This is a genomic window from Streptococcus infantis SPAR10, assembly GCF_000279535.1.
Lineage (GTDB): Bacteria > Bacillota > Bacilli > Lactobacillales > Streptococcaceae > Streptococcus > Streptococcus infantis_I.
The window spans coordinates 121296-147701 of record NZ_ALCH01000005.1 but is presented as its reverse complement, the minus strand read 5'-3'; the positions used below and the strand labels follow the sequence as shown (position 1 = coordinate 147701).

At 39.4% G+C, this 26406-nt stretch carries 22 protein-coding genes and 1 riboswitch; of the genes, 1 reads left to right on the top strand and 21 read right to left on the bottom strand.

The features are described 5' to 3' along the window. Window positions 1-29 precede the first annotated feature (29 nt). From ligA to gyrA, 21 genes are all read right to left on the bottom strand, one after another. Window positions 30-1988, bottom strand: coding sequence for an NAD-dependent DNA ligase LigA (ligA, locus tag SPAR10_RS09375; protein ID WP_004253497.1), 1959 nt, complete (start codon window positions 1986-1988; stop codon window positions 30-32). Between the two features lie 92 nt (window positions 1989-2080). Then, complete coding sequence (locus SPAR10_RS09370) at window positions 2081-3340, bottom strand: nucleobase:cation symporter-2 family protein (RefSeq protein ID WP_004253494.1); 1260 nt, start codon at window positions 3338-3340, stop codon at window positions 2081-2083. Further along, window positions 3340-3921: a xanthine phosphoribosyltransferase gene (locus SPAR10_RS09365; protein ID WP_004253491.1), complete on the bottom strand. Its 582-nt coding sequence runs from the start codon at window positions 3919-3921 to the stop codon at window positions 3340-3342. The genes SPAR10_RS09370 and SPAR10_RS09365 overlap by 1 nt, the downstream gene beginning before the upstream one ends. 76 nt (window positions 3922-3997) lie before the next feature. Beyond that, window positions 3998-4094, bottom strand: a riboswitch (purine riboswitch). Then, window positions 4088-5071, bottom strand: a complete 984-nt coding sequence (guaC, locus tag SPAR10_RS09360; protein WP_004253488.1) for a GMP reductase — start codon at window positions 5069-5071, stop codon at window positions 4088-4090. Its footprint overlaps the riboswitch before it by 7 nt. Window positions 5072-5241: 170 nt before the next feature. Then, window positions 5242-6570, bottom strand: a complete 1329-nt coding sequence (locus SPAR10_RS09355) for an McrC family protein (protein WP_004253484.1) — start codon at window positions 6568-6570, stop codon at window positions 5242-5244. Then, on the bottom strand, window positions 6557-8497 hold the full coding sequence (locus SPAR10_RS09350; protein ID WP_004253479.1) for an McrB family protein: 1941 nt from the start codon (window positions 8495-8497) through the stop codon (window positions 6557-6559). The genes SPAR10_RS09355 and SPAR10_RS09350 overlap by 14 nt, the downstream gene beginning before the upstream one ends. 161 nt (window positions 8498-8658) lie before the next feature. Continuing rightward, entirely contained in the window at window positions 8659-9438 is a 780-nt protein-coding gene (locus SPAR10_RS09345; RefSeq protein WP_004253476.1) for an L-threonylcarbamoyladenylate synthase, read from the bottom strand. 26 nt (window positions 9439-9464) lie between these two features. Further along, the gene (gene leuD, locus SPAR10_RS09340; RefSeq protein WP_004253472.1) at window positions 9465-10058 is read right to left on the bottom strand and encodes a 3-isopropylmalate dehydratase small subunit; all 594 of its coding nucleotides are present in this window, start codon (window positions 10056-10058) and stop codon (window positions 9465-9467) included. Window positions 10059-10067: 9 nt separating this feature from the next. Next, window positions 10068-11450: a 3-isopropylmalate dehydratase large subunit gene (leuC, locus tag SPAR10_RS09335; RefSeq protein WP_004253470.1), complete on the bottom strand. Its 1383-nt coding sequence runs from the start codon at window positions 11448-11450 to the stop codon at window positions 10068-10070. Window positions 11451-11453: 3 nt separating this feature from the next. Further along, window positions 11454-11723 (bottom strand): DUF1294 domain-containing protein, encoded by a 270-nt coding sequence (locus SPAR10_RS09330; RefSeq protein WP_004253468.1) that lies wholly within the window; start codon window positions 11721-11723, stop codon window positions 11454-11456. Next, complete coding sequence (leuB, locus tag SPAR10_RS09325; protein WP_004253465.1) at window positions 11720-12757, bottom strand: 3-isopropylmalate dehydrogenase; 1038 nt, start codon at window positions 12755-12757, stop codon at window positions 11720-11722. The genes SPAR10_RS09330 and leuB overlap by 4 nt, the downstream gene beginning before the upstream one ends. Window positions 12758-12768: 11 nt before the next feature. Next, entirely contained in the window at window positions 12769-14331 is a 1563-nt protein-coding gene (locus tag SPAR10_RS09320; RefSeq protein WP_004253463.1) for a 2-isopropylmalate synthase, read from the bottom strand. 314 nt (window positions 14332-14645) lie between these two features. Further along, window positions 14646-15302, bottom strand: a complete 657-nt coding sequence (locus tag SPAR10_RS09315) for an MmcQ/YjbR family DNA-binding protein (RefSeq protein WP_004253460.1) — start codon at window positions 15300-15302, stop codon at window positions 14646-14648. A gap of 43 nt (window positions 15303-15345) precedes the next feature. Continuing rightward, a complete protein-coding gene (locus SPAR10_RS09310; protein WP_004253457.1) occupies window positions 15346-15978 on the bottom strand; it encodes a copper homeostasis protein CutC in 633 nt (210 codons plus the stop codon). A gap of 92 nt (window positions 15979-16070) precedes the next feature. Beyond that, entirely contained in the window at window positions 16071-16430 is a 360-nt protein-coding gene (locus SPAR10_RS09305; protein WP_004253454.1) for a YbaN family protein, read from the bottom strand. Between the two features lie 109 nt (window positions 16431-16539). Then, window positions 16540-18627: a type I DNA topoisomerase gene (topA, locus tag SPAR10_RS09300; RefSeq protein WP_004253452.1), complete on the bottom strand. Its 2088-nt coding sequence runs from the start codon at window positions 18625-18627 to the stop codon at window positions 16540-16542. 119 nt (window positions 18628-18746) lie between these two features. Next, window positions 18747-19604: a DNA-processing protein DprA gene (gene dprA / locus SPAR10_RS09295; protein WP_025170576.1), complete on the bottom strand. Its 858-nt coding sequence runs from the start codon at window positions 19602-19604 to the stop codon at window positions 18747-18749. Window positions 19605-19709: 105 nt separating this feature from the next. After that, complete coding sequence (gene dapA / locus SPAR10_RS09290; RefSeq protein ID WP_004253446.1) at window positions 19710-20645, bottom strand: 4-hydroxy-tetrahydrodipicolinate synthase; 936 nt, start codon at window positions 20643-20645, stop codon at window positions 19710-19712. 121 nt (window positions 20646-20766) lie between these two features. Next, window positions 20767-21843 carry an aspartate-semialdehyde dehydrogenase gene (locus SPAR10_RS09285; RefSeq protein ID WP_004253443.1) on the bottom strand — a complete coding sequence of 359 codons (1077 nt, stop codon included), beginning with the start codon at window positions 21841-21843 and terminating at the stop codon, window positions 20767-20769. Window positions 21844-21998: 155 nt separating this feature from the next. After that, complete coding sequence (locus SPAR10_RS09280; protein WP_004253437.1) at window positions 21999-22745, bottom strand: class A sortase; 747 nt, start codon at window positions 22743-22745, stop codon at window positions 21999-22001. Then, window positions 22745-25213 carry a DNA gyrase subunit A gene (gene gyrA, locus SPAR10_RS09275; RefSeq protein ID WP_004253434.1) on the bottom strand — a complete coding sequence of 823 codons (2469 nt, stop codon included), beginning with the start codon at window positions 25211-25213 and terminating at the stop codon, window positions 22745-22747. Before gyrA ends, SPAR10_RS09280 begins: the two co-directional genes overlap by 1 nt. Window positions 25214-25408: 195 nt before the next feature. Here gyrA and SPAR10_RS09270 point away from each other — a divergent pair, with 195 nt between their 5' ends. Continuing rightward, a complete protein-coding gene (locus tag SPAR10_RS09270; protein ID WP_004253416.1) occupies window positions 25409-26395 on the top strand; it encodes an L-lactate dehydrogenase in 987 nt (328 codons plus the stop codon). Window positions 26396-26406: the final 11 nt, after the last annotated feature.

The window sequence follows — 26406 nt, the reverse complement described above, 5'->3', positions numbered from 1 at the left end:
ATAGATGAGTATTCTAGACTGTGTATTCCTTACAAACTTTCAAGCCAAGCTTCGTCTCGAATCTCGATTCCCAATTCCTGCGCTTTCTGGAGTTTGCTCCCTGCATCTGCTCCTGCTACCACAAGATCGGTCTTTTTCGATACGCTGCCAGTTACCTTGGCACCTAAACTTTCTAGTTTATTTTTAGCTTCTGAACGATTTAAACGCTCTAGCTTTCCTGTCAGTACAACAGTCAGACCAGATAAGGCTGCATCTGCCGCAACGATCTGTCCTTTATAATCTAGATTAACATCTAATTCTTTTAATTCTCTTAAAAGTAGTTGAGCACCCTCAGACTCAAAATAGGATTGAAGACTTTGAGCAATAACACTCCCTAGACTTTCGATACTTGCTACTTCTTCAGGATTTGCTTGAGCAAGTGATTCGATCGAATGGAAATGTTGTAAGAGTAGTTGACTTGCCTTGCTACCAACATGACGAATCCCTAAACCAAATAAGAGTTTTTCTGCAGAATTTTCCTTAGATGATTGGATAGCTTGATAAAGTTTTTGAGCCGATTTCTCCTTGATGCCATCTAACAAGAGAAAATCTTCAACTGTCAAACGATATATATCTGCAACATCTTTAACTAAATTGGCGGCAAATAATTTTTCTACGATTGATGGACCAAGGCCAGAAATATTCATGGCATCACGAGATGCGAAATGAATTAGACCTTCCTTGATTTGAGCTGGACAACGTGGGTTTATACAACGAAGGGCAACTTCATCTTCAAAATGCAAAAGCTTACTGTCACAACTTGGACAGTTTGTTGGAATGTCGAGTTTTTCTTCAGATATACGCTTGGATTCTACTACACGTAAAACAGCTGGAATGATATCCCCTGCCTTATAAACAATCACTGTATCATCCTTGCGGATATCCTTTTCAGCGATATAGTCTACATTATGCAGGGTTGCACGACTAACTGTTGTACCTGCCAATTGCACCGGAGTAAGATTAGCAGTCGGAGTTACGACACCAGTTCTTCCTACTGTCCAATCAACAGAAAGAAGTTTCGCTTCTTTTTCTTCTGCTGGAAACTTATAAGCTACTGCCCACTTTGGTGCTTTGACTGTAAATCCAAGCTGCTCTTGACCAGCTAGGTCGTTGACCTTAATAACAACACCATCAATATCATAAGGCAACTGATCTCTTTCTTGACCAATTTCTTGGATAAACTGCCAAACCTCATCCATGCTGTGCGCTAATAGTCGTCTTGGATTGACAACAAAGCCCAACTGTTCCAGATGATTTAAAACCTTCTCTTGGCTGTCTCTAGTTGAAGGACTTGCTTCCTGATAGAGGAAAGTTGCAAGATTACGCTTTGCTACTACTGCTGTATCTAACTGGCGAAGGGTTCCTGCAGCAGCATTTCGTGGATTAGCAAACTCCGGCTCCCCGTTTTCTTGACGAGCAAGATTGACTTGATTGAAAGAAGCTCTTGGCATATAACATTCACCACGAACAGTGATATCTAATTTCTCTGTTAAGGATAAAGGAATGTCCTTGACACGTTTGAGATTTTCTGTGATATTCTCACCGACAGAACCATCACCACGAGTCGCTCCAGCAACAAAAATTCCTTGCTCATAAGTCAAGGAAATCGATAAACCATCAATTTTCAACTCACAGATATAAGTAACGTCATCCAATTCTTTACGAACACGCGCATCAAAGGCATCGAGCTCTTCACGAGAAAAAGCATCCTGCAAACTATAGAGAGGATACTGATGACTATATTTTTCAAAACCATCTAGAATCTTACCGCCAACACGGTGGGTTGGACTATCTGGCAAGACTTGCTCTGGGTGAGCTTTTTCTAACTCTACCAGTTCACGATAGAGACGATCATACTCACTATCAGATACAGATGGGTTATCACTTGTATAATACTCTGTCGCATAGCGATTGAGCAACTCAACGAGCTCTTTCATTCTTTCATTCATAGAACCATTTTACCATAAAAAGGACTATAGAAACAATACAGAAGCTCTAAAAAACAAAATGAGAAGGATATTTCTATCCTTCTCACTTATTTTTATTTTTTACGATTCAAAATAGCGTTCAAAATGATGGCCACTGTACTTGCAATGACGATACCATTTGAGAAGAACATTTGTAATTCAGTCGGTAAAGTATTGAAGAGGTTGCTTCCGTTTAATCCCACACCAGCAGCAATAGAAACTGCTGCAATGAGGAAGTTATGTTCATTATGTTCGAAGTCCACACGTGCCAAGATTTGCATCCCTTGAAGTGAAACGAAACCAAACATGACGAGCATGGCTCCACCTAGAACAGGGCTAGGAATAATCTGTGCTAAGGCACCAAACTTAGGCAAGAGACCAAGTAAGATGAGGAAACCACCAGCATAGTAGATTGGCAAGCGTGTACGAATACCTGAAAGTTTCACCAAACCTACGTTTTGTGAAAATCCTGTATAAGGGAAGGTATTGAAAAGTCCACCAAGTAAAACAGCAAGACCTTCAGCACGATAACCATTACGGAGACGAGTGCTATCAATTGGATCTTTAGTAATATCAGAAAGGGCAAGATATACACCAGTTGATTCTACCATTGATACAGTAGCGATAATACACATCATTACAATAGAAGAAATCTCAAATTGTGGAGCACCAAAGTAGAATGGAGTTGGGATATGAACAAGTGGAGCTTCTGCTACTGGAGAGAAATCAACCAAGCCCATAGTCGCAGCGATGATAGTACCTGCAATCAAACCAATCAAAATAGAAATTGACTTAATAAACCCTTTTGTAAAGATATTAACCAAGAGAATGATAAGAATAGTGATTGTTGCTAATGCTAGACTTTGTCCCGTTGGTTTTTCGACGTTATTTCCCATATTTCCGATAGCTACTGGAATCAAGGTCAATCCGATTGTTGTAATGACAGAACCTGTTACGATTGAAGGGAACAGATTAGCAATCTTAGAAAATACACCTGCTACAAGAACGACATAAATACCAGAAGCAATCAAGGCACCAAACATAGCACCACTACCGTGACTTTGTCCAATCATAATAAGTGGAGCAACAGACTGAAAGGCCACACCCAGAACAACCGGTAAACCGACACCGAAATATTTATTTAATTGTAACTGCAATAGAGTTGCAACACCACACATAAAGATATCTGTAGAGATAAGGTATGTCAGTTGTTGAGGTGAGTAACCTAGGGCACCTGCAATCATGATTGGTACCAGGATTGAACCTGAGTACATAGCAAGTAAGTGTTGCAAGCCCAATACGGCCGCTTTTGAGTGGTTTTCTTTTTGATTCATTAGATTTCTGCCTCCTTGAAGATGACTTTTCCATTTTCAAAACTCTCTAAACGAGCAAGTGATACTACCTGATGACCTGATTTTTCTAACAGCTCACGACCATCTTGGAAGGATTTTTCAATCACAATTCCGACGGCCTCAACTGTAGCACCAGCTTGCTCGATAATCTGAATCAGCCCTTTAGCTGCTTGGCCATTTGCCAAGAAATCATCAATAATTAATACTTTATCTCCTCGAGATAAGAACTTCCCTGCAATAGATACGGTACTAGTTACCTGTTTAGTGAAGGAATATACTTCAGCAGTTAAAATTCCCTCATTCATAGTAATGTTTTTTGCCTTCTTAGCAAAAATCATAGGTACATCCAATTGTTCAGCTACATATAGAGCTGGAGCAATTCCAGATGCTTCAATGGTTACGACTTTGGTAATACCATCATTTTTAAAATGTTCTGCAAAGGTGCGACCAATCTCGCGCATCAAGGAATAATCAACTTGGTGGGTCAAGAAGGAATCCACCTTAAGAATATTCTCACCTAGAATATTCCCATCTTTTAAAATACGTTCCTCTAGTATTTTCACAATAACCTCCGAAATAAAAAGGGACTTACAACGTAAGTCCCTTGGAAATATCGAAACAGATAGTCTGCTTCTTTTTATCTCTCTTCGACTTACTCATTGTTAGGTATTTACGGTACCTTGTAGAAACACCACGCCTATTCATGGCATAAATAAGTAATGATATTTTTTAGTGAGCATCTCCATTCCAGATAGAGTTCTTCACGATGACATAATCTACATGTCTAAGATCAGCTACTTTACGACCTCCAGCATAAGAAATCGAACTTTGCAAATCTTGTTCCATCTCAGTTAGGGTATCTTGTAAATGTCCTTTGGCAGGAAGAAGAATTTTCTTACCTTCGACATTCTTATAGGCACCTTTTTGGTATTCCGAAGCAGAACCATAGTATTCTTTAAATTGTTTACCATCGACTTCGACAGTTTTACCAGGGCTTTCGATATGGCCTGCAAATAAAGAACCAATCATAACCATACTTGCACCAAAGCGGATTGACTTGGCAATATCTCCGTGTGTACGGATACCACCATCGGCAATAATCGGTTTACGCGCAGCTTTAGCACACCAGCGAAGAGCTGCTAACTGCCAACCACCAGTACCAAAACCAGTTTTAACCTTAGTAATACATACTTTACCTGGACCGATTCCGACCTTAGTAGCGTCTGCTCCAGCATTTTCAAGTTCACGAACTGCCTCGGGAGTACCAACGTTACCAGCGATGACAAACGTATCTGGCAATTCTTTCTTGATGTGCTGAATCATTGAAATCACACTGTCGGCATGTCCATGAGCGATATCAATAGTGATGTACTCTGGAGCATCAGCCTTTAATTGACTAACAAAATCATACTCGTAATCTTTAACACCAACAGAGATAGATGCAATCAACCCTTTTTCATGCATGCGTTTCACAAAAGGAATGCGTCCTTCTTCATCAAAACGGTGCATGATGTAGAAATAGCCACCCTTGGCAAGCTGTTCAGCAACATCTTCATCCAAGATAGTCTGCATATTAGAAGGAACAACTGGCAACTTAAAGGTATGTTTTCCCAAGGTCACATGTGTATCAGCTTCTGCTCGACTTTGAAGGACACACTTATTTGGGATTAGCTGAATATCTTCATAGTCAAAAATCGGAAATTCGTTTAACATATTTCTCTCATTTCTCTTGTTTAGACCTTCCTAAAGTTAGGAATAGCCTCGTCTTTTCCAGACAATTACTCTAACAACTTTACAATAATGTCCGTTTTTTGTCAATTATTATGTTCGAAAACAAATAATGTTCGTGTTTCGTATTTTCGATCAATAAGATAACTAGACATTTACCCTGAATTTCTCTTACCTTTTAAATTTCTACCTAGATTTTCTATAAAGACTTTTTCAAAGGACTCCATCTTCCTGACAAAATCTTGATAACCTTCAGCTTGTCCAGGGACTTGGATAGACCATTTCTTCAACAGGGCTCCATGACCTGCTAGCTTACCTATCTCATTATCAACTACCTTTTCCTTGCTCGGAAAAACAAGCCCAGCCTGCTCAGCTTTTAAAATATAAGAATAAGAAATCAGCTGGAACAAGTCTTCACGATTGATTCCCTTTTCAGTCAATTCCAGTTTTTTGTATTTAGCATCTAAAACGATTTTTAACTCTTTATGATAAAAATCTGGAAATATTTTTCTTTCACGATTAGAAAATACTGAAATACCATCCATCTTATCCTTATTTCGTGGATGGATGAACTCTTTTGGCAACAAAGTATGAACATACTCTTCCCAAAGCCAGGCAACGTCAAAAAGAATACCATGGATTTTTTGCTCTTGGTATCCTAAACCATGCTTTTCTCTATTTAGGATCATCAGGCAAAGCTCTTGCAATTTTCTGTACTCTCGAAAGTAGGCATGACGAAGAGGTTTGGTTTGATTTAGTCTGATAATCTTAGCACGATCAGCTAGTTTATAAGATGGGGTTACACGAATAATTTCAGAGACATTTTCACGGCTAGTTGAGAGATTTTCAAGAACTCCTCTCCCTATACTTTTCTGATTCTTCATGAATTCAATTGTATGACGGATCAGCTGCATAAGAGGATTATCATAGGTAAACTCTCTAGTTGTGTAGGCAATATTTCCCGTGAAAGGAAGATTTTTCTTGAGATGATTTCCTACATCAATCACTCCCTTAACATGGCTGTCATTATGAGAAAATCGCTGGTATTCCTTATAAAGACCTTTTCGGAGAGCAACTTGCAGATACTTGGGAAATAGATACATCAAAAGTTGATAGAGCTTGTCTTCACGCGACAAAGCAACATCTAAACTAGTCAGATTGATATGAAGAACCTTTTGCAATAGATAATGTAAAAAATAGTCATTACTTTCGTTTGAAAAACGAGAAGAAATGGTTAATCTCTCCTGACCGTAGCCAAGAAATCCAATGATATTTCCTGTCTTTATTTCCCGATTGACAGTTTCTAAGATTTTTTGATCCTTATCTAAGTCCGGAGAATATTCTAGGTCACTTGGAAAAATAAAGATATTATCTTCTTGAGAAAGATTTCCTAATGTTCTATCTAAGAGAAGTTGGCTTATTTTGGGATATTCTGCAACAAAGTCTTCTTTAATAATCTTATGCTGATTATCAGTGATCCGCATTTTCATTTCCATCGCCTTCATTGTTGTCAGTAACTACCTGATTTTTTTGCTCATTGCTTGTCTTGTCAAAGGCCTTTTTCAAATTTGCTATAGTTTCAACTTCCTCGTAAGAACCTCGTAAATAATCTTCCAAGAGTGGTTTCAGATAATCAGACCAGAGTAACTCATAGTCAAAGTCTACTTCTTCTAGTTTAAGGAAATAACTTGGTCCGATATGATAGTGACTGTTTAGCTCCTGAACTTTCTCAATTTCGGCATTCAAGTTTCTTAGACGCGCTTTCGCTTCTTCAGCTTTATCGCCAAGAACATCATCTAGCATACCTAGTTGGCTTTCAGCAGTAACTTCAACAAAACGAAAACGACGACGCATGGCAAAATCAAAGGTGTCCACCGAACGGTCAATATCATTCATAGTTCCGATAATATAGATATTTTCAGGGATATAGAACTTTTCATCAGTTTCGTGTAGATTGGCATATTGGGTAGAAACACTCCCCTTTTCACCACGATAACCAGGCTCAATTGAGAAAAAGAGTTCCCCAAAAATCTTAGAAATCTCACCACGGTTGATTTCATCGATGATGAAAACGAATTTCTTGTCTGTTTCAACCTCTGTTGGAGAAAGGTAGTCTCTCAGACCAAATCTCTTTCTCAATGTTTCTAGGACAGTTCTTCCACCACTTTTGTAGTATTCTTGCTTATTATAATTTTTATCTTTATACAACTCGTAAACATATTTGCGAGGTATTGACCATCCTGGGACACCACTATCATAATTTACTGACAAATTTTGTCTACTATTAACAGATAAGTAAGATGTTTTTGTTATATATTCTTTTTCTTCAGCAACATTTATATATTCTAAATAAGAATCCCAAGCTTGGTCAAAATTGTCTTGTCCTCCAATCAATTGGGCTTCTTTTGCTTTCTGACAAAAATCTTTAAAAATACCATCCTGTAGCTTAAACTCAATAGCGCCATCCCCATTTGATACCGGTCTTAACCCCTCCACAAAATCTGTATAGTCATAGGATGGATGAAACTGAACAAAGCCGATTTGGTCTTCGTTGCCATCCGTTAATTCTTTGGCAATTTCTTTAGCAAGATAGGTTTTACCTGTACCAGGAGCACCACGGAGAATGAGGTTTTTGGATTGTAGTAGAGTTTGACTCAATGGATGATAAACCTTATATTCTAGAGACATTTTTTCTTCTTTCTTTTCTTTTTCGTCTAAAAATTGTGTTGAATATTCAAATAAGATACTCCCCAACAATGATGGTTCCAGCTCAGGATACTTTTGCAATACGAGTTGACAAATCTCATGATTCTGAAGATATGGCCCCCCTTGATTTTTTTGAGGAAGTAGCTTGTTCCAGAATCTCTTTTGACTATTCATATTTACCCCTAAAAAAGAATGATTCTCAGAATAAATACAAAGTAATTTTGTCACCACCGCAGAACGCCCAATAAATTCATTCTTTGACTTTTTCATGTCAAAGATAGGATTATTGAAATCTAATTTTCTACCAGCTTGAATGATCTCATACAAATCTGATTTTAATTTGTTAAATCGGTCTTCTAGTTCTGATTCTGGAATGATTTTATTAGCTTGATTCTTATAGCTTTTAGTATCCTCATTCCAATAAATACCAAATTTTGAAGAACCTCCTCCACCAATTCCCATAAATAATGAATGGTACTTTCCAGTCTCAAGAACATAGCAAAAAGAATTACTTGTAGCACCTTTCCCAATGACATATTCATCGATAGACATGGTTAAAATTCTATCAAGTGGCCACTCCTTAAGAAATTCCTCTCTCAATTCTTCATTTTTCAAACTGTATTGTTTTGCAGATTCTCTTAAATTAATTTCATTTTCTTGATACCAATCATAAAAATCTTCTAAACTAACTCTTCTATCATTCATCAATTAGACTCCTTTTTCTGATAATGTTTGAATATTACACTATCTATTAACATATATTTCAAATCTAGAATAACACATCCCATTAAAAAAGAAAAGAATTTCTAAAGAAAAAGCCCAGCGTTAGGAGCTTCAACTGCTCTTAATACTAGGCTCTTTTTATCTTAATAATACTCACCCTGACGGTAGTCCCATGAGTTAAAGGTGTCTGACAGATGCATCATGATTTTATCAATATCCAGTCCTTTACGGATCACAACTGGCGCTGGTGAAGTTGAACGTGCTCCACCTTGTTCTGGAATGAGTTTGCCGTCTTTATCGACCATAGACACCATCACACCTTGCTCGTAACGAGTCTCAACTGTTTTATCAGGTTGGATAGATGCCACATAGTCATCTGCTTCAATGACAAGGTCCACTGCGCCTTCGATACGTTGACCGATTCCTTCAACCTTACCACGATTTCCTTTTCCTGATGGGTTAGCTGATGAAGCATATACCATTTTGCCTTCTTCCCAAAGTTTGGCCGCCAATTGTTCACCAGCTTTCCCAAACTTGATAACGAAACAGCTCGTTCCACGCACATCGGTCATGAGTTCTTCACGACCATCACCGTATGCTTTCAATTTTTCAAAGGCTTCTGTTTTCCATGGAAGGATACAACCGAGGAGAATATCTTCGTCCCAATGTTTTTGGTAGAAGGCTTCAATTTCTGGGTTGAGTTGTGCTAAAGCGCGAAGCTCGTCCATGCTACCACAAAGTACAACACCTGGTTTGTTACGGTTACGTTCTTTAGCTTCAAATTTGCGTTCAAGACCTGCCTTATCGCTCGTCATGATAATGTAACCAACTTTTGTGGGGCAAACGATACATCCGCCCTCACCTTTTAAAATGTCATAGCCTTCTTGAGAAAGTGTTCCGTTCCATTGAATGTGTTTTGTCATAGTTCTATAGTTCCTTTTCTATTTTACTAATCCTGCCAGTAGGCCGGTCGTTGTTTTTCGTAAGCAGCAATCAAGTCTTCATACTGCAAGGTAATACCGATATCATCTAAACCATTTAAGAGCTTATGTTTCCACTCACTATCAATTTCGAAAGTGAATTCTCCAACTGGTGAGATGATTGTTTGTTGTTCCAAGTCCACAGTTACCTGGTCGGTCGGTTTAAGTTGGGCTAGCTTTTCTCTAACCTCCCTAGGCTGTACAATAGGCAACATGCCATTATTGAGTTCATTATTGTAATGAATATCTCCAAAAGAACCTGCAATCACGACCTTAAAGCCATAGTCTGCTAGTGCCCAAGCCGCGTGTTCCCTCGAAGAACCAGCCCCAAAATTATCTCCTGTGATGAGAATACTGGCTTTGCGATATTCAGGTCGGTTAAAGACAAAGTCTGGATTCTCAGTATACTGATCATCCAGATAACGCCAAGCATACATGAGGTATTTTCCAAAACCTTTCTTATCAATCAACTTCAGAAACTGTTTGGGTAGGATTTGGTCGGTATCGATATTATCATTCATAAGAGGAACCGTTGTTCCTGTATAAACTGTAAATTTTTCCATATCCTCTCCTTACTGGGCCTCTGGCATTTGCCGAACGTCTACGAAACGTCCTGCGATAGCTGCGGCAGCTGCCATTGCTGGACTGCAAAGATGAGTCTTCGCTCCAAATCCCTGCCTATCTTCAAAGTTACGATTGCTAGTTGACGCGCAGTGAACACCATCTGGTACCTTGTCAGGATTCATCCCTAGACACATAGAGCAACCTGGATCTCTCCACTCAAAGCCAGCATCTTGGAAAATCTTATCCAAGCCCAGCTTTTCAGCAGCTCGCTTGACTGGTCGAGAACCGGGTACCACGATAGCCGTTAGATTTGGAGCGATTTTCTTCCCTTCTACAAACCGAGCTGCTAGTTGTAAATCACTAAGTCTAGCGTTGGTACAAGAACCGATAAAGACATAGCCAAGTTCGATATCAGCTGGTTTCTGACCTGGTTGTAAATCCATGTAATGATAAGCACGTTCATCATTCATATCTTTTATTTCTGGGAAGCTAGTCTCAAAGTCAACTCCCATGGCAGGATTGGTTCCCCAAGTCACCATAGGTGCTAATTCAGAGACATCCATTCGGATAACCTTGTCATAAACGGCATCGTCGTCGCTAACAAGCCTTTTCCAATCAGCTACTGCTGCAGCAAAATCCTTGGGAACACACTCTCGACCCTTCAAATAATCATAAGTCCTCTGATCTGGATTCATAATTCCCATTTTGGAACCAAATTCTATGGACATATTGCAGATAGTCATTCGCTCTTCCATGCTAAGTGCATCAATGGCCTGACCTCGATACTCCACCACGTAACCAACACCACAAGCAACACCGTATTTGGCAATTAAGGCTAGAATGAAATCTTTGGCATAAACCCCTTTTTGAGGAACTCCTGTGAATTCCACCAACATTTTCTTGGGTTTAACCTGCCAAATGGTTTGGGTTGCAAAGACATGTTCGACCTCACTGGTTCCAATACCGAAGGCAATCGCTCCAAAAGCTCCATGAGTTGCAGTATGGCTATCACCACAGACGATAAATTTCCCAGGTTGTGTTCTTCCCGTTTCTGGACCAACCATATGAACGATACCTTGTTTTTCTGAACCGTGGGCAGCATGTTCGATTCCAAATTCTTCAACATTTTCAGCTAACTTATCAATCTGTGCTTTGGAGATTACATCCCGAATATCATATATATTGACAGTCGGGACATTGTGGTCAAAGGTACCAAATGTTAAATCTGGTCGTCTCAATCTACGTCCTGCATCCCGCAATCCTTGAAAAGCTTGAGGACTGGTCACCTCGTGAATATAGTGCTGATCTACATACATGAGTTGAGGCTGTCCTTCTTCTCCTGTAATCACATGGAGGTCCCATAATTTATCAAAAATCGATTTTCCTGCCATTCATTACCTCCATATAAAATACAAAGCTACTAGTGTAGTCACTATTCCTAGGAACCAAACCGTTTTAAAATACCATTTTCTAGTCTTGTGGTGAAAGGTAACACCTGCCAACCAAGCACCAAAACCACCACATAAGAATGCAAATGATAATAAATATTTTTCAGGGATGCGCCAAGCACCTCTTTTTGCTTTAGATTTATCAATACCATAAATCATAAATACCAATAGATTCCAAATCAAAATAGCAAAAGTAATTCCTTGATTTATCTTCATAATTTTTCAATGATGGCTTCCGTCATTTCCTTGGTAGAAGCCTGTCCTCCTATATCTCTCGTTAAAATTCTTGCAGCTAAAGTTGCTTCAACTGCTTTTTCAATACGGTCAGCATCCTCATATCGTCCAAAACTATCTCGCAACATCATAGCAACTGATAAAATCATAGAAATAGGATTGGCGATTCCTAGGCCTGCAATATCAGGCGCCGAACCATGAATGGGTTCATAGAGACTCGGTCCATTCTCAGAGTGACTGGCTGATGGCATAACCCCAAGTGTACCAGATAGAACACTTGACTCATCCGAGAGGATATCTCCGAAAAGATTCTCTGTCACGATAACATCAAACTTGGCTGGATTGGTAATCATGAGCATGGCAGCTGAGTCCACCAACTGGTGTTCCAGGATTACATCTGGAAAATCTTTTGCGACTTCCTCAGCCACTCTTCGCCAAAGTTTTGAGGTTGCCAAAACATTTTGCTTATCAATACTGGTCAGGATTTTTCTCCGACTTCTTGCGATTTCAAAAGCCTTACGAATAATTCGCTTTACTTCCTCATAACTATAATCATTGATATCACGCGCTTTTCGCTCTTCAAGGATATGATCACCAAAGTAAATCCCACCTGTCAACTCACGCACCACGACAAAGTCAACACCAGCAATTCGTTCAGGTTTGAGAGGCGATAAGTGCTTAAGACTATCAAAAATTTTAACTGGACGAATATTGGCATAAAGATTAAGTTCCTTGCGGAGTGCCAAAAGCCCTTGTTCGGGTCGAACTGTAGCATTATCATACTGAGGACTACCTATTGCAGCAAGGAGGATAGCATCTGCTTCTCTACATGCCTTGAGGGTTTTGTCAGGTAAGGGGTGGCCCTCAGCATCAATACCTGCACCGCCAAAAGGTTGTTTGACTATCTCAATGTCAAAGTCTGTTTTTTTGGCTATAGATGCTAGAACTTCTAAACCAGCTTCCATGATTTCTGGTCCAATCCCATCACCTGCTAGGGCAACAATTTTCTTTGTCATGATATTCTCCTTTAAAGACTAGGCATGTCGCGATAGGAAACATTTGGACCTATCTCTCCGGTATTCTCTTTTTGAACAAAAGTATTAGCATTGATGTAGGCAATAGCTGAAGCCTTCAACACATCGAAATCTATTCCGGCTGCGTTAAATATTGTTTCTGTTTCTCTATTTTCAACAGTAACCAAAACCCTTGCCTGAGCATCGATTCCATCCGTCACCGCGTCAATAGTGTAGGATACCAAGCGAACAGATTGATTAAAGAACTTGTCAACAGCGTTAAAGATAGCCTCAACAGAACCTTGTCCAGTCGCATTAAAGTTGACTTTCTCACCATCCAAATTAGCCAATCTGACAGTCGCTTCAATTTCATTTTCCGCATGAGTTTGAAGTTGTAAATCATCAAAGTGAAAGCCTTCTGGGTTTTCAACCATGGTTCCAGCTACTAGAGCACGAATATCCGCGTCTGTGACTTCTTGTTTCTTATCTGCAAGTGATTTGAATTTGTCAAAGAGTGGCTTGATATCCTCTTCTGTGAAGTCTAAGGCCAGTTCTCTCAGTTTTTCTACAAAGGCATGGCGACCAGATAATTTTCCAAGCGGAAGGCTATTGCTCTTAACACCGACCAATTCAGGGGTGATGATTTCATAAGTAAGAGGATTTTTAAGAACGCCATCTTGGTGAATACCCGATTCGTGAGAGAAGGCATTGCCACCAACAATGGCCTTGTTTTTAGGAACTGGGATACCTGAGAAGCGAGAAACCATTTCTGACGTATTGATGGTTTCATTTAGGACAATACTGGTTTCTGCTTGGTAGTAATCTTGGCGAATATTGAGAGCAACTGCTATTTCTTCCAAAGCAGCATTTCCAGCTCGTTCTCCAATACCGTTAATGGTTCCTTCGACACGTCCTGCACCATTCTTTACAGCAGCGAGGCTATTCGCTACTGCCATTCCGAGGTCATCATGACAGTGAGGAGAATAGATAATCTGACGATTAGTCTTGACATTCTCAATCAAGTATTTGAATATAGCACCATACTCTTCTGGCGTCGTAAATCCAACTGTATCAGGAATATTGATATAAGTCGCACCCGCATCAACCGCAGTTTGAACGACTTGTAGGAGAAAGTCCAGCTCAGTTCTAGTCGCATCTTCTGGAGAGAATTCTACTACTTTAAACTTACTCCGTGCATAGGAAACATGTTCACTGATCGCTTCCAAAATCTCTTCCTTACTCTTATTGAGCTTATACTTACGATGAATAGGACTTGTTGCTATAAAGACATGTATTTGTGGATACTTAGCATCCTTGAGTGCTTCATAACAAGCGTCAATATCTGATTTAACAGAACGAGCTAAGCCTGTCACGGCTGTTTTTTTCATAGCCTTAGCAATTTCTTGAACAGCTGTAAATGAATCTGGACTAGCAGCTGGAAAACCAGCTTCGATTGCTGAAATTCCCCATTTCTCTAGCTGTTTTGCTATAGCAACCTTTTCCTTTATTGAAAAATTGACACCTGGTGTCTGCTCACCATCTCGGAGACTGGTATCTAAAAACTCAACTACACGCATGAGAATTCTCCCTTCACATTTTCGATATAGAAAAAACATCTCGCTCGGAGTTCCAAGCGAGATGTTGATTTACTCCCGCTTGGTAAGCCAAACAGGACTAATGCTTTTGCACTAGTCCGAGTACCTCAACAACAAAGCAAATTGATTAAACTTAGCTGTTTTCATGTTTGGCTTTCTCCTTTGTCTGATGTCTTGTTTAGTATTCTAGCATAGGAAAAATCACTTGTCAAGAAAAAATCCAATATTTTCTGAAAATTTCTTCAATAAAGAATATTTTGCGAATTGAACGTATTTGAAAACTCAAATATGTTTATTTATTTCTTAGAAGTCAAAAACCAACTTCTCTCAAATAATTCAAGGACCTTTTCGTCAGTTAGAGTGTCATCGAGTGGAAGACTAATCCAATAGCGTTTATTCATATGAAAGGCTGGATAAATCCCGTTTTGTGAAAGCAAGTCAGCTACTTGGTCGTGTTTGAGGTTGACTGCTTCCACTAGCCCATCTCTCCCCTTATCTAGCCTATCCCAAGGAATTCTCATTAAAATAGCATACCACTTCTGATTATCTTCATGGCGCAAAACCGCCGTATCAGGTGATTTCTCCCATAGATATTCCAGCTGATTGCCATACTTTTCTTGAACAAACGCCATAATTCTCTTGGTCTGTGGACAGAGAAATTCCTGTACCTCAAAACAAGCCTTTCGAATGCCATAAAGAACTTCTAAACAAGCTTCTCGAACAGTTCCGACAAAAGTACCTCTCATACTTTCCATATGAACTTGAGGATAGAGTTCGCCAGTTTCCTGATCAAAAACCTGAAAAGTTAAATCACTATCCTCAACTATAATCTTCATAAGAAAATCACCCTGCAAGATAGTCGAACTATAGGTCCATACACCTTGTTTTTCTACAAATCCATACTCTTTAGCCTTTTTAATATTAAACTGATAGGCTTTAAAAATTTCAAACATAAGCGAAAACTGCTACCAAAAGCTAGCAGTTCCTTTCTATTTTTTAAAAGACAACCTTAGTTCCATGTAATTGTGTCACACCCAGTTGGTCAATAAAGGTTTGACGGTTGTCCATGTCAATCCCCCCACCAGGTAAAATTTCAATTTTTCCTGCTGTGTGTTCTAAAATTCTGCGGTAGTGAGCAAAACGTTTCTCTAACGAATCGCCAGATACACCAGCTCGAGTGAGGATGCGTGTTACACCAGCCTGGCTGAGCCAATCAATAGCTTCTAGTTGTTCTTGGTCACTTAAGTCGTCAAAAGCCATATGGAAGACAATCTCCATACCTTTAGATGCAGCAATCAACTTTTCGAGGTTAGCCTTATCCAACTTCTTATCTGCTGTTAAGGCACCAAAAACAACCCCTTGGCTACCTGCTTGAGCAGTTAGACGAATATCCTCGAGCATAATAGAAATCTCGATGTCATTGTAAACAAAGTCACCACCACGTGGACGAATCATAGTCATAATAGTCGTATCGTAGTTAGTTGCCAGCTCAACAGCTGCCTTAGTTACTCCATAACTTGGTGTCGTTCCACCAACAGCAAGATTATCACAGAGCTCAATACGGCGAGCTCCAGCTTGCATAGCCTTTTCAAGCAAGGTTACATTTTCAGCACAAAATTCGTAAATCATTTGATACTCCTTGACGATTTATTTGATATTATTATATCATATTGTTTTAAGTAACCCCCACTTTTTATCAAGGAAAATCATTACTTTTTTAGCTATTCTTTATCTGGTATTACCTTAAAGAGATAATAGGTTATAAATATTGTTAAACATCCTAAAGCAATTTTTACTGGTAAAAGAGGTGCGAAATAAATGGAAATTCCCATCAAGATATAAATCGAAACAATGATTTTTTTCTTGCGTTCACGCGCAATGGACTTGGTTTCTCTAAAATCGGCAACATAGGTTTGATAGAGCTTGGTATGATAGAGCCAATCTTCAAAACGCTTAGAAGATTTAGAAAAACAGGCAATTGATAATAAGAGGAAGGGAGTTGTTGGTAATAGCGGTAAGACTACACCAACGATAGCCAAAGCTAATGAAATAAAGCCAATACTGAGATAAATGATACGCATGTCTACTCCTAGTTAAGAATAATCTTCTTCTAGTTAAGCATAAAAAGATAAAATCTGTCAAGTTTAAATTAGAAAAAGGCCTGAAGTATCTACTTCAGCCCTCTCACTATTATTTAATCTTTTCTTCTTCGTAGTCACCATTGCTACATACAATTTGTTTGCCTCCACCACGGATTTTCTTCTCCATGAGGAAGTGGCCACACTTAGGACAATCACGTCCAACCGGTTTATCCCAAGAAGTAAACTCACATTCTGGATAACGATTGCAGCCATAGAATATACGATTACGTTTAGTTTTGCGTTCGATGATTTGCCCTTGATGACAATTTGGACATGTAACACCAACTTCTTTGACAATGGCTTGTGTATGTCGGCAATCAGGGAAATTGCTACATGCGTAAAACTTACCGAAGCGTCCAATCTTAATCACCATAGGACTGCCACAAACTTCACAGTCAAATCCAGCTGGTTCATCCTTGATTTGAATTTTTTCCATCTCTGCTTCAGCTTTTGCAACCTCTTTAGAGAATGGTTTGTAAAATTCATCAATAACCCGTTGCCACTCTTCTTTTCCGACTTCGACATCATCCAGTTTCCCTTCCATTTCAGCAGTAAATTTCACATTTACAATGTCTGGGAAGTATTCGACAATCAGCTTGTTAACAACTCGACCTAGATCAGTTGGTTCAAAGCGTTTAGAAGCCAATCTCACATAATAACGCTTTTGGATTGTTTCAATGGTTGGAGCATAGGTAGATGGACGTCCAACTCCATTCTCTTCCAAGGTTTTAATCAGTGTTGCTTCTGAATATCGTGCAGGCGGTTGTGTGAAATGTTGTTCAGGTTTACTATTGACCTGTTTAACCACATCTCCTACTTCCATATCTGGCAGCATCTTATTCTTATCAGAATCGTTATAAATAGCTAAATAACCATCAAACTTAACCTGACTACCATTCGCTGCAAATTGAACACCATTTTGTGATAATTTAACAGCCATTGTATCAAAAATTGCACCAGTCATTTGACTCGCTACAAAGCGGTTCCAGATAAGGGTATAAAGTTTAAGCTGGTCTTTATCCAAATACTTAGCAATTTTTTCAGGCGTATTAAAGACACTTGAAGGACGAATAGCTTCGTGGGCGTCTTGAGCGCCAGAGGCATTTTTCACTTTGCTACCATGTTTAGAATACTTACTACCAAAACGTTCATTGATGTAACTAGCAGCTTCGTTCTGAGCAACTGGACTGATACGAGTAGAATCCGTACGCATATAGGTGATCAAACCTTGGACACCTTTACCAATATTGATTCCTTCATAGAGTTGCTGAGCAACCATCATAGTCTTACGAGTTCGGAAGTTAATCTTGTTAGCAGCATCCATCTGCATAGAAGACGTTGTATATGGAAGAGGAGTATTGCGCTTTCTTTCCTTTTTATCTACTTGATCAACTGTAAAATCCTTGCTGTTCATATGAGATAAAACTTCTTTGACTTCATCATTGGTAGTCAACTTCATCTTCTTGCCATTCATTCCATAAAAAGAAGCTTGGAATTGCTTGGTACCTTTTTTAAAGACACCATCAATCGTCCAATATTCTTCTGGTTGGAAGGCATTGATTTCATTCTCGCGATCAATGATTAGCTTTAAAGCAACAGACTGAACACGTCCTGCTGATAAACCTTTTTTAACCTTTTTCCAAAGAATTGGTGAAATTGAATACCCCACTAAACGGTCCAAAACACGACGGGCTTGTTGAGCATCGACCAAATCCATATTGATTTTACGAGGTTCTTTAAAGGCATTTTTAACCGCATCCTTGGTAATCTCGTTGAAAACAACACGGTTGGCGTCATTCTCATCAAGATTTAAAATATGCGCTAAGTGCCAAGAAATAGCTTCTCCTTCACGGTCCGGGTCACTTGCAAGAAAGACTTTATTGGCTTTCTTAGCTTCTTTTTTCAAATCATTGATGAGAGGACCTTTACCACGAATATTGATATATTGGGGTTCATAATTATTTTCTACATCGACTGACATACTTGATTTTTTCAAATCACGAATATGTCCGACGCTGGCTAAAACCTTATAATTACGTCCTAGATATTTTTCAATCGTTTTCGCCTTAGCAGGCGACTCCACGATTACAAGATTTTTTTTACTTGTTGATTTTTTCTTTTTGGTTGCCGTTACCACAGTATCACACCTTCTCAAAGTAATTAAACTTTATAAAGTGTAAACCATTTTTAAAAACCTGTCAAGACTTAACACCCATACAATAGAAGAAAAGTTTGCTAAATGAAATGATTCTATGTCTAAAACTCAAACTCGGCGAGAATATCCTGCCCACATGTTGCTAGTTTTGCTCCTTCTTGGATCAAATGATGACAGCCGTCTGAGCGTCCATCTAAAATGGAACCTGGAATCGCAAAGACATCTCTACCTTCCTCCATAGCACGCTCACAAGTGATTAAGCTACCAGATCTCATTTTAGCTTCTGCAACGATAACTCCTCGACACAATCCTGCAATAATGCGATTTCTGGCAGGAAAGTGAAATTTCAAGGGTTCTTCCCCTGGTCCGTACTCACTTAGTATTAAATGATTGTCTCCAATGTATTCTTGAAGACGTTTATTGGAGCGGGGATAATAGACGTCTAAACCAGTCCCGATCACTGCAATCGTTTTGCCACCAGTTTGAAGAATTGACATATGGGCTGCTGTGTCGATTCCTCTAGCAAGTCCGCTCACCACAACTAATTCATTCTCCAGTTCTTCAATGACTTTCCGGACTGATTTGGTTCCGGTTTGACTACAAGAGCGACTCCCTACAACTGCTATCTTTGGTAATTTTAAGAGATTTAAATCTCCTTTATAAAAAAGCAATACTGGTGCATCGTAAATTTCACTAAGCGAAATGGGATAAACATCATCCAGAATCGAAAATGATGGGAACTTTTCAAAATCTTTCTTTAAACGTTCCATGCTTTCAAAAGTCAGTTTATGATACCGCTCCATAAAAACCACTGGATTACGACACTCTGAGGCTTCAGCGATCGTCTCTAAACTCAATTCCTGATCATAAATTTCTCCATATTGAAGTACATTCAGAACCTGCTGATTACTTAAACCTGCTTGCTTTAACTTATAAATTTCGAAATTATCAATCTTAATTTTCATGATCGACTCCTTTTTCTCTCTCTATTTATCTATTCGTAAAAAAAGAAAAAACTCCCAACAATTTTACTTGTTAGGAAGTTTCTATTTATGTTAGTTATATTAGTAATCAGGTCGAAGAACTCCAGTGACAGTCGCTTTAGTTGCTTCATAGTCTCCGTCAATAACAACTTTGATAATGCGTTTAGCATCTTCTTCAGGCGTAGGAACCAATGGTAGGCGCGTTGGACCAGCTTCAAATCCCATATAGTTGAGGACTGCCTTAACAGGTGCAGGACTTGGGTATGAGAAGAGAGCATTAACCTTGGGAATAAATTTACGTTGAATAGCTGCCGCTTTCTTCATATCACTTTCTTCAATCGCAGTGAACATTTCATACATTTCATCACCATTGGTATGAGAAGCAACAGAGATAACCCCGTCAGCACCCAAGTTCATAGCATGGAAGGCGTCTCCGTCTTCTCCAGTGTATATCAAGAATTCTTCTGGTTTGTGCTCAATCAAATAGGCCATATTTGCAAGGCTGGTACATTCTTTAACTCCGATGATATTTGGATGTTCCGCTAAGCGAAGCATGGTTTCCGGAGTCAATTCAACTACTACACGACCTGGAATATTATAGATAATGATAGGTAAATCAGACGCATCTGCGATAGCTTTAAAGTGCTGATACATTCCTTCTTGAGATGGTTTATTGTAGTAGGGAACAATTGCGAGACCGGCTGCAAAACCTCCAAATTCTGCTACTTCTTTGACAAACTCAATAGAGTCGCGTGTATCATTAGTACCAACACCAGCGATTAAAGGAACACGTCCATTAACAACCTTCTGAACAGCTGCAAACAACTGCAACTCCTCATCGTGAGTAAGAGTCGGACTCTCAGCAGTCGTCCCCGCCAAGAGAATACCATCTGTATGATGTGCCAATAAATGTTCAATCAACTTTGGAATAGCGTCGAAATTTATTGACCCATCTTCATGAAAAGGAGTAATAAAAGCAGTGATAATTTTACAATCTTTTAAATCTTGATAAGACATAGAAAAAACCTTTCTCTATATAAGAAAGAGGCTGGGGCATACTTGCCTTTGCCTCCTGTTCTATACATAAAATAAGAGGAAGAAATCAAACTCTTCGAGTTACTGATTTCTGTTTTGCTCCCTATTTCAATTCAAACTTCAACTCAGCTGTTGGGCGTACTAGACCACGTTCATGAAGGGTTTCTGCAATTTGAACTGAGTTCCAAGCAGCACCCTTGAGAAGGTTATCTGAAACCACCCACATATGAATTCCCTTTTCAGCATCCAAGTCTTTACGGATACGACCAACAAATGTGTCGCGAGAACCAACCGCATTGATAGCTTGTGGATAGATTTGGTGAGCCACATCGTCTTCAAGAACTGCACCCGGGAAGGCAGCAATCGCAGCTTTAACTTCTTCGATTGGTGCTACTTCTTTTGTTTCAATGTAAACAGACTCAGAGTGAGCTGACAAAACTGGAATACGTACGCAAGTTGCTGAAACGGCAATGCTATCGTCTTCCATGATTTTCTTAGTTTCGTTTGTCATCTTCATTTCTTCATAAGTATAGTCATTCTCAGTGAAGACGTCAATTTGAGGAAGAGCATTAAAAGCAATTGGATAGTGTTTCTTATCGCCACCTGATGGCAAAATTTCCGCATGCAAATCACGTGGATTTACACCATCATTCAATACTTCACGCAATTCACGTTGTGTCTCAAGAATGGCTCCCATACCTGCACCTGAAACAGCTTGATAAGTTGAAACGATGATACGATCTAAGCCCCATTTTTGACGAACTGGTTCAAGAGCTACCATCATTTGAATAGTTGAACAGTTAGGACAGGCGATGATCCCATTATGAGCATCAAGAGCGTGGGAATTCACTTCAGGCACTACCAAAGGTACATCTGGATTTTGACGGAAATAAGAAGTGTTATCAACTACTACCGCCCCTGCTTTTACAGCATAAGGTGCGTATTTTGCAGAAGTTGAACCTCCAGCTGAGAAGAGAGCAATATCGACTCCTTCAAAAGCTTCTTCTGTTGTTTCTTCAATAGTCACATCTTGGCCCTTGAATTGCAAGACCTTTCCTGCAGAACGTGCAGACGCAAGGTAGCGAATCTTATCGATTGGAAGAGTTGATTCTTCCAACATTTTGATCATTTGAGCACCAACGGCACCTGTAGCACCGACAACAGCAACTGTATATCCCATAACAAACCTCTTTTGGAATTTTCTAAAAATTTCTATAATAGAAACATTATACTACTTTTTGGTGGAATTGAAAAGTCTTTACCTAATCTATTTTCTGAAATTGACAAGAAAAAAGCTCGCAATCTTTAGCGAACCTTTTTCTAAAAATTTACAAATTAATATCTTTGTTTATATGGTTTATTAAATGCAGCTAAGACATCTGACGGAGTGTCTGAATAAGATTTGATTTCTTTTAAATCTCCCTTTACGATAATCCGTTCGGTAGCATCATAGTCCACACATGTCACTAAGGTGATTTCATTGATACCCTCACGGTCATCAATCTCATCAACACGGTCTGGTGTTACGTGTTTCACTTCACGAATTTCATAGGTATAAACTTTATCCTTATCCGTCAAATAAATCTTCATACCTTCTTTGGCATTAACCAAAGGAGAAAATAGCATTTGGCTAGCATTCTCAGCTGTAAAGATATGGTGACTAGCTAGAGAATAATTTCCTTCACCCATTTTTTGATTTGGTTTCATGGTTCCTGCTCCGTAGAACAAGTTTACATTGTCCAAACCTTTAAAGATTGGTAAGTTGATTTCTACTTCCGGAACAGCAATCCCACCTATAACAGGCAACTGTTGTGCATCCCATTGAGCTGATAAAACAGCCTCTGAAGAAATTGCCTTCACAGAATTAAAATCAAAATTCCCTTCTGCACCATTATTCTCTTCAAGCTTTTCTTTTGAAACTTGACTAACTTGATACTTGTTAGTATTCCAAACCATAAAGATATTACGAATCTTTGAGTTAAAAATCAAGGATAGAGACAAAAGGATTAGAAAGCCAGCTAAAATATTAATCAGCAGATTCTTACGTTTATTTTTTTTACTCTTAGTTCTTTTTTGAGACATTATTCTTCACTTTCTGTTTCGTTTTCTGCCCCAACTTCTTCTTTCTCAGCTGCCGCAACTGTTGTAAAGGTTACAATCTTAGCGTTCTCATCTAAACGCATAACCTTAACTCCCATGGTTGAACGTCCAGTTTGAGAAATATTGGCAACATTTGTACGAATCATGACACCGGTATCTGTGATAACCATCAAATCTTCGTCACCTTTTACTGTGAGAAGGCCTGCAAGTTGACCGTTTTTATCAGTAATATTAGCAGTTTTCATACCTTTACCAGCACGACCTTTAGTTGGATATTCAGTGGCAACTGTACGCTTACCGTATCCTTTTTCAGTAATGATAAGAACTTCATCTTTATCGGTAATCACTCTAGCTCCAACTACAGCATCTCCTTCACGAAGATTTACTCCTTTAACACCTGTGGCGCTACGGCTCATGCTACGAACGGATGATTGATTGAAACGAACTGCATAGCCTAACTTAGTACCGATAATGATATCAGTATCTTCTTGAGTCAGAAGAACATTGATCAATTCGTCCTCATCTTTCAAATTCAAGGCTTTTAGACCATTTTGACGAATGTTCGCAAATTCTTTAACGCTAGTTCTCTTAACAATACCTGCTCGAGTCGTAAAGAAGATGTATGCATCATCACTACGTTCTGATTCGACATTAATGATAGTTTGGATGCTTTCTCCCTCATCCAGTTTTAAGAGGTTAACTACAGGCAATCCCTTGGCTGTACGACCATATTCTGGTATTTCATAACCTTTCAAACGATAGACACGACCTTTGTTGGTAAAGAAGAGCAAGTGATCATGGGTGCTGGTAGAAACCAACTCACGGACAAAGTCATCATCCTTGACTCCTGTTCCTTGAACACCGCGTCCACCACGTTTTTGGGCAGTAAACTCGTCTTGGTCCAAACGTTTGATGTAACCTTTATTTGATAGAGTGATAAGAACATCAGACTCTTCAATCAAGTCTTCATCTTCAAGTGTCAAGACTTCACCAACCATCAACTCAGTACGGCGTTTATCTCCAAACTTGCGTTTGACTTCATCCAATTCTTCCTTGATGATTTGGGCCACGCGTTCTGGTTTAGCAAGAATGTCTGCTAAGTCGGCAATCAAAGCAATGAGGTCATCATATTCGGATTGAATCTTATCACGTTCCAAACCGGTCAAACGACGAAGACGCATGTCTAGAATCGCTTGGCTTTGACGTTCAGATAGCTTGAACTTGCTCATCAATTCTGCTTGAGCTTCTTCATCAGTTTCGCTTGCACGGATGATACGAATGACTTCATCAATATGATCCAGAGCAATTAGCAAACCTTCCAAGATATGTGCGCGTGCCTCAGCTTTTTCTTTGTCAAATTGAGTACGACGAGTCACAACTTCTTTTTGATGCTCAATATAAGCATCTAAGATTTGGCGAAGCGATAAAATCTTTGGAACACCATTTTGAATAGCAAGCATGTTAAAACCAAAGCTAGTCTGCATCTGAGTCATCTTAAATAGGTTGTTCAAAATAACATTAGCTGATGCGTCGCGTCTAACTTCAATAACAAAACGAACACCTTCACGGTTAGATTCATCACGAACAGCTGTAATACCTTCAATACGTTTCTCTTGAACCAGACGCACAATATGTTCATGTACTTTGGTTTTGTTGACCATATATGGGAATTCAGTGACAACGATACGTTCGCGACCTGTTTTCGTTTCCTCAATTTCCGTACGAGAACGAAGAACAATAGATCCCTTACCAGTCTCATACGCCTTATGAATACCTGATTTACCCATAACTAGGGCACCAGTTGGGAAGTCTGGACCAGGCAAAACTTCCATCAAATCTTTGGTTGTAACTTCAGGATTATCCATGACGAGTTTAACAGCATCAATGGTTTCACCCAAGTTATGTGGCGGAATATTGGTCGCCATACCAACGGCAATACCTGTAGCACCATTGACCAAAAGATTTGGGAAACGAGCTGGTAAAACAACAGGTTCTCGTTCATTGGCATCATAGTTATCAACAAAATCAACGGTATTTTTATTGATATCGCGAAGCATTTCAAGAGCAATCTTACTCATACGTGCCTCAGTATAACGTTGCGCGGCAGCGCCATCACCGTCCATAGAACCAAAGTTACCGTGCCCATCTACAAGCATGTAGCGGTAGCTCCACCATTGAGCCATACGAACCATAGCTTCGTAGATAGATGAGTCCCCGTGTGGGTGGTATTTACCCATGACATCCCCTGTAATACGGGCAGATTTCTTATGAGGTTTATCAGGCGTAACTCCTAATTCGTTCATTCCGTACAAAATACGACGATGAACAGGTTTCAACCCATCACGAACGTCAGGAAGAGCACGCGATACGATTACACTCATGGCGTAGTCGATAAAGCTAGTCTTCATCTCCTTGGTCAGATTGACATTCACTAAATTTTTATCTTGCATTAACAAATGCCTCATTTCACTATTAGTAACTAGATATATTATACCATAGTTTGGACTATTTTACAGTCTAACAACACGTGTAAAACGTTTACATATTTATCCCGAAGGTATATCCGTGACAAAGCCTAGCAAAAGTGATAGAATGAAATCAAATGGGGGTTCCCCCTTAATAAAATAAAGGAGATGTTTAGACAAATGACAGCAACTAAACAACACAAAAAAGTTATCCTCGTCGGTGACGGTGCCGTAGGTTCATCTTACGCTTTTGCCCTCGTAACACAAGGAATTGCACAAGAACTTGGTATCATTGAAATTCCTCAATTGTTTGAAAAAGCAGTTGGTGATGCTGAAGACCTTAGCCATGCGCTAGCTTTTACTTCACCTAAAAAAATCTATGCAGCTAAGTACGAAGACTGTGCGGACGCTGACCTTGTAGTTATCACTGCTGGTGCTCCACAAAAACCAGGTGAAACTCGTCTTGACCTTGTTGGTAAAAACCTTGCTATCAACAAATCAATTGTTGAACAAGTTGTTGCGTCTGGTTTTGACGGTATCTTCCTTGTTGCTGCTAACCCAGTTGACATCTTAACTTACTCAACATGGAAATTCTCAGGTTTCCCTAAAGAACGCGTTATCGGTTCAGGTACTTCACTTGACTCAGCTCGTTTCCGTCAAGCACTTGCTGAAACTATCGGTGTTGATGCACGTTCAGTTCACGCCTACATTATGGGTGAACACGGTGACTCTGAGTTTGCTGTTTGGTCACACGCTAACGTTGCCGGTGTTAAATTGGAACAATGGTTGCAAGCTAACCGTGACTTGAATGAAGCTGACCTTGTTGAACTCTTCATCTCAGTTCGTGATGCAGCTTACTCAATCATCAACAAAAAAGGTGCTACATACTACGGTATCGCAGTTGCTCTTGCTCGTATCACAAAAGCTATCCTTGATGATGAAAATGCGGTTCTTCCACTTTCAGTCTTCCAAGAAGGACAATACGGAGTTGAAAACGTCTTTATCGGTCAACCAGCTATCGTTGGTGCGCACGGTATCGTTCGCCCAGTTAACATCCCATTGAACGACGCTGAAACTCAAAAAATGCAACTTTCTGCTCGTGAATTGCAAGAAATTATTGACGAAGCATGGAAAAATCCAGAATTCCAAGCAGCTTCTAAAAACTAATTTAATATTAA

Excerpts from the sequence above, each read along its gene's own strand:
- ligA (WP_004253497.1), bottom strand. The coding sequence starts at position 1,988 with ATGAATGAAAGAATGAAAGAGCTCGTTGAGTTGCTCAATCGCTATGCG.
- SPAR10_RS09370 (WP_004253494.1), bottom strand. The coding sequence starts at position 3,340 with ATGAATCAAAAAGAAAACCACTCAAAAGCGGCCGTATTGGGCTTGCAA.
- guaC (WP_004253488.1), bottom strand. The coding sequence starts at position 5,071 with ATGTTAAACGAATTTCCGATTTTTGACTATGAAGATATTCAGCTAATC.
- SPAR10_RS09355 (WP_004253484.1), bottom strand. The coding sequence starts at position 6,570 with ATGCGGATCACTGATAATCAGCATAAGATTATTAAAGAAGACTTTGTT.
- SPAR10_RS09350 (WP_004253479.1), bottom strand. The coding sequence starts at position 8,497 with ATGAATGATAGAAGAGTTAGTTTAGAAGATTTTTATGATTGGTATCAA.
- SPAR10_RS09345 (WP_004253476.1), bottom strand. The coding sequence starts at position 9,438 with ATGACAAAACACATTCAATGGAACGGAACACTTTCTCAAGAAGGCTAT.
- leuD (WP_004253472.1), bottom strand. The coding sequence starts at position 10,058 with ATGGAAAAATTTACAGTTTATACAGGAACAACGGTTCCTCTTATGAAT.
- leuC (WP_004253470.1), bottom strand. The coding sequence starts at position 11,450 with ATGGCAGGAAAATCGATTTTTGATAAATTATGGGACCTCCATGTGATT.
- SPAR10_RS09330 (WP_004253468.1), bottom strand. The coding sequence starts at position 11,723 with ATGAAGATAAATCAAGGAATTACTTTTGCTATTTTGATTTGGAATCTA.
- leuB (WP_004253465.1), bottom strand. The coding sequence starts at position 12,757 with ATGACAAAGAAAATTGTTGCCCTAGCAGGTGATGGGATTGGACCAGAA.
- SPAR10_RS09320 (WP_004253463.1), bottom strand. The coding sequence starts at position 14,331 with ATGCGTGTAGTTGAGTTTTTAGATACCAGTCTCCGAGATGGTGAGCAG.
- SPAR10_RS09315 (WP_004253460.1), bottom strand. The coding sequence starts at position 15,302 with ATGTTTGAAATTTTTAAAGCCTATCAGTTTAATATTAAAAAGGCTAAA.
- SPAR10_RS09310 (WP_004253457.1), bottom strand. The coding sequence starts at position 15,978 with ATGATTTACGAATTTTGTGCTGAAAATGTAACCTTGCTTGAAAAGGCT.
- SPAR10_RS09305 (WP_004253454.1), bottom strand. The coding sequence starts at position 16,430 with ATGCGTATCATTTATCTCAGTATTGGCTTTATTTCATTAGCTTTGGCT.
- dapA (WP_004253446.1), bottom strand. The coding sequence starts at position 20,645 with ATGTCTTATCAAGATTTAAAAGATTGTAAAATTATCACTGCTTTTATT.
- SPAR10_RS09285 (WP_004253443.1), bottom strand. The coding sequence starts at position 21,843 with ATGGGATATACAGTTGCTGTTGTCGGTGCTACAGGTGCCGTTGGTGCT.
- SPAR10_RS09280 (WP_004253437.1), bottom strand. The coding sequence starts at position 22,745 with ATGTCTCAAAAAAGAACTAAGAGTAAAAAAAATAAACGTAAGAATCTG.
- gyrA (WP_004253434.1), bottom strand. The coding sequence starts at position 25,213 with ATGCAAGATAAAAATTTAGTGAATGTCAATCTGACCAAGGAGATGAAG.
- SPAR10_RS09270 (WP_004253416.1), top strand. The coding sequence starts at position 25,409 with ATGACAGCAACTAAACAACACAAAAAAGTTATCCTCGTCGGTGACGGT.